The following is a 4416-nucleotide window of genomic DNA, read 5'->3' as shown; positions in this document are numbered from 1 at the left end:
TCCGCGACGGCGGCGGCGAACTGAGCGAGCAGAGACAAGGCGTCCTCCCACGGCCCGGCGGCGCACCCTCGCAAGTGCTGACGTGACGTTAGCGCGTCGCCGAGTCGCCCGGAAGCCATGCCTGCGAGGGGCGGGGCGTTGGATTGGGGATGCCTGCGGCAGGGACTGCTGGAACCTGCCCAAGGGAGCTTTGTCCACGTCACCGGTCTAGATGAGTACGCCTGCGAATGGCCGCGCGGCAAAGAGCGCCAGAGGTGGTGTGTACAGGAGGCTTGGTGCTTCTCCTTCGTCCTTCATCAAGATTCGCGTGTACTCGCCGCGGGTGAAGAGATGGAAGCGTGCGCGGCAGATATGTCGACACGTGACGGTAGCTGTGGGCCGGAGAACACGCCGAAGCGTATGGTTCGCTGCCTGGTTGCAATATTGCTCGACAGCTTACAACAATGTTCTGATGAACATGGGGTCCGGTGGGCGCCGATCGGACCGGCTTGTACATCGACCTCTTGCGCGACTTGTACCGCAACGCTACGTTCCGCGCAGAGTTCTTACATGTTCTGAAACGGAGATCTGCACGACTCGGTGCGGGCGTACTGAGCCGTGCCCGAAGGGGAGCAGAGTCGGGATGAGTGACTCCGGCGCTGCTCTCAGGACCATGATCAAGCCGCGACGACCAAGGCTGCGACGACGAAGACCGTGACGGCTGACGCCGCCATGACCGAGAGCACGACCGTGCGCCGGGGTAACATTCGAGAAGCTGGACTCAATCCATGCCCATATCACGAGAAGAGCATGACAACCACCTGACCGACAGGCGCACAGTCCTGAAGGGCGCCGGTGCCTTGGCCGCGGCGCTCGCGACCCTCGAACTCGCGGGTCGCGGCGGGTACGTCCCGGTGCGCGAACCGCTCACCGGAATCGGCGACGCCGCGTCGTCCCTGCCCGACATCCAGTTCGACATCGCCAATTACATCGCCCCGGCGCAGACGGTCGACGGCGTGTTGGTGCGCTTCGGTCCCGTCCACACCACGTTCCTCACCGCCCAACTGCTGCGCACGCCGACCAAGGCCGACCAGGCGGCGCTCGGGCTGGCGCTTGAGACGATCGACGCGAACTACCCGTTCACCGCCTCGGGCATCTTCACCTTCGTCTCCTACGGACTGCCCTACTTCCGTCGGCTGCCCGGCGGCCTGACCGGCTCCCTCGTCTCCGCGCACATGCCGCGCCTGTTGTCGGACAACAGCCGATACGTGCTCGAAGAAGCGGTCCCAGGCCCGACCGACGTCTCAAGCCAGAACCCTGGCATCACGAAGCTGCGGTACAACGTGCCGGTACGGATCGAGTCGAATGACATCCTGATCACCATCCGGGGCGACAACCCGGCGTCCGTCGCCGACGTCGTCAGTTGGCTCGGAGGGAGCGACCACCTGGCCGGGAAGTCGATCGCGTCGGTGGACCTGAGCGGGCTGCTCACCTTCACCTCAAGCCGGGCGATGTTCCAACAGATGGGGCTGCCCAAGAACGTCGCGACCAGCAACAAGCTGCCGTTCGCCAACTTCATCAACTCCCAGTCGCCGATGTGGATGGGTTTCACCGACCAGCAGCAGAGCGGCAGCGGACCGGCGGCGATCACCACGTGCGCGGGCAACGCCTCGGCCCGGCTGACCACCGCCGTGCCCGGGAACTACTTCGACAACGGCTCGGTGCAGCACCTCGCGCACGACATCCTCGACATGCTCCAGTTCTTCGACATGGCCACGCCGACCTCCACCCCCGGCAGCGACGGCACCTTCACCGAACGCGTGCAGTACATGTTCCGCTCCACGCCGCCGCCCTCCCTCGGCAACTCCGACCAGTTCACCGACGGCGGCGGTCCTTCGTTCCTCGACAACACCTTCCAGGGCACCGGCGACGCGCTGGCCAGCGCTCGCGGCATCGGCACCCCGATCGACCCGACGACCGGCCTGCCACAGCACCGGATAGGCCACCTTTCGGGCCTGCAACGCTCCTCGCGCGCCTCCGACGGCACGCCGATCCACATCAGGATGGACGGTCCCGGCTTCGACAGCATGGACGTGCCCGACGGCAGCAACCAGCCGAAGCTGCAATTCACCATGTTCGCGCCGAGCGCCGACTTCTTCCGCACCATGCGATCGAATCAGGCCTCGCTCGACCTCGCCGCCCAGAACAACGTCGCGCCGTCGGACAACGGACTCGAACGCTTCATCACCGCCACCCGTCGCCAGAACTTCCTCGTGCCGCCGCGCAGACACCGCATATTCCCCCTGGTCGAACTCACCTGAAAACGTGTGCATGCCGAATACCTTCGGCGTGAGTGGCAACTTTGGGGTGTGATGCCATCGGCAGGCGTGTTCGCCGAGCGGGAGTAGGGGTTTGCGTTGGAGCGCCTCCTGGAAAATCGTGATCATCCGAGATCCAGGGGGCGCTCTCGTGTTCCGGGATCAGCATCCGCACTCGCCTGCCGAGCGGGCGGTACGGCAGCCTCAGTTTGTGATGTGTGGTTTCGGCGTGATGCCGATGCGGCGGCGGTAGTGGGCTGCTTGTGCCCGGGTTTGATGTCGGGTGCGCCAGGCTGACCAGCGCAGGAGGTGGTCGCGTGGGCGGTCGGGGTTGTGGGCCAGGCTGGTGAACAGCCGTCGGATCTCGGGCACGGTCAGCCGCAGCGGGGCTCGCCCGTGGGCGATCTCGTGCGCGGTGGGGTGTGGCGGGCGGCGGTGATGGCCAGGAATGCCAGGGCGAGCATGGCCAGGGTGATGTGCCGGTGCCAGGGCGTCCATCCGCGTACCTGGTAGTGGTCGAGCCCGACCTGCCCTTTCGCGGTTTGGAAGCATTCTTCCACCACCCACCGGGTGCCCGCGACCTTGACCAGGGCGGGCAGGGTTGTCGGCCGCGGCGCGTAGCAGCGGTAGAACGCCGGCTCGCTGGTGGCGTTGTTGCGCCGAATCAGCACGCTGCGGCCGACACCTGCATTGGTTTCGGCATCGATCCAGGCCCAGTGGTAATAGCGCGGGCCTTTCGAACCACGACCTGCGCTGTAGCGCTGCCACGCGCCTGGCGGCAGCTTGGCGGCGATCTGGTCGAGGCGCCGGCGGATCCCGCCGTGTACCGTGACGCGGTGGTCGCAGGCCACCGCGAGCACGTAGCCCAGGCCCATCGCCTCGATCCCCTTGCGCAGCGCGGGGTCGTTTCCGTAGACCTCATCGCCTGCGACGAACGCGGCGGGCACGCCGGTGGCGAGCGTCTGCTCGATCATCTCCAAGGCCAAACGGGGTTTGGTCGCGAACTGCATCTGCTCGGGTACCCCGGCCGCTTGACACCGCCTGGGCTGCTCGCACCAGGAGGCAGGCAGGTAGATGCGTCGGTCAATCAACGCCCGGCCCTTCGCCGAGGCATACACGAGGAACACCGCGACCTGCGCATTCTCAATCCGTCCCGTGGTGCCGGTGTACTGACGCTGCACAGCGACCGAGCGTTCACCCTTTTTCAGGAACCCGGTCTCGTCCACCACCAATACCGCCCCGCGTGTGCCCAGGTGCTCGATCACCAGGTCCCGCACGTCATCGCGCACCGCATCGGCGTCCCACATCGCCTCGCGCAGCAGCCGTTGCATCGGCTGCGGGTCACGCAGACCAGCGTGCTCGGCCAGATTCCAGCAGTTCTTACGCTCGACGCCGGACAGCAGCCCGAGCAGGAACAACCTGGCCGTACGCCGCGGCTCCGCCCGCCCGAACCGCCCCGCGATCCGGCCGGTGAACTGGTCGAACAACGGTCACCACCCGGCCTGCTCTACGCTGTGGCCCATGGCCACTGCGTCCTCTTCAGTTGTCTTCACAAACACCGAAGAATCACTCAGTGGCCGCTCGCGTGCCTGGCCGTCTCATCCGAACACTGCGACACCACATGTCAGATCACAAACTGAGACTGCCGTACTAGGCCTTGTATTCATCGTTCGGGTCGCTGTCGCATCACAGTTCGATGAAGCTGGAGGTGAGCCCTCCAGCCGATCGCTGCGTATGCTTCATCGACCTCTGATATGCGCGCCGAGCGCACCCATAGCCTCAACCCCATGGCGTGGGAAGAAATAAACAAAAAGCTGGGCAAGAGCTTACCCCTGGGGATAGCGCTCGTTGGTGTCGGAATAACGATCGCCTTGTCAAACAGGGGTGGTGCTCAAAAGTTCGGCATATTTCTCATCGTTGGCGGGGCCACAGTACTGGAGGCCTATTCATAAGCCTCATTCGCGTTCGTGCTGGTCAACGGAAGTAATTCACAGGCTGTGAGTTGCGGGGAAGGCCTGGACAGCACGACGGCCCCTGTTCTTGAATCGAGTCTTCTCACAGAACTTGATCAAGGAGGGGCCGTGCGCCTCGATGCTCTCACAGGCCTGTCTGACCGGCA

3 protein-coding genes are annotated in these 4416 nt (G+C 65.0%); 2 read left to right on the top strand and 1 reads right to left on the bottom strand.

Annotated elements, in window-relative coordinates; genetic code table 11:
• The first annotated feature begins 767 nt into the window (after nucleotides 1-767).
• Nucleotides 768-2300 (top strand): DUF7405 family protein, encoded by a 1533-nt coding sequence (locus VGS97_RS13310; RefSeq protein ID WP_326853729.1) that lies wholly within the window; start codon nucleotides 768-770, stop codon nucleotides 2298-2300.
• Between the two features lie 371 nt (nucleotides 2301-2671).
• Here the strand turns inward: VGS97_RS13310 and VGS97_RS13305 are convergent, their stop codons facing one another.
• Nucleotides 2672-3784, bottom strand: coding sequence for an IS701 family transposase (locus VGS97_RS13305; protein ID WP_422653157.1), 1113 nt, complete (start codon nucleotides 3782-3784; stop codon nucleotides 2672-2674).
• A gap of 300 nt (nucleotides 3785-4084) precedes the next feature.
• On the opposite strand from VGS97_RS13305, the gene VGS97_RS13300 reads away from it, so the two are divergent.
• The gene (locus VGS97_RS13300; protein WP_326853728.1) at nucleotides 4085-4249 is read left to right on the top strand and encodes a hypothetical protein; all 165 of its coding nucleotides are present in this window, start codon (nucleotides 4085-4087) and stop codon (nucleotides 4247-4249) included.
• Nucleotides 4250-4416: the final 167 nt, after the last annotated feature.

This window comes from Actinocrinis sp. (genome assembly GCF_035946395.1).
Classification (GTDB): domain Bacteria; phylum Actinomycetota; class Actinomycetes; order Streptomycetales; family Catenulisporaceae; genus Actinocrinis.
The sequence above is the reverse complement of the archived record's forward strand: the minus strand, read 5'-3'. Positions and strand labels throughout refer to the sequence as shown.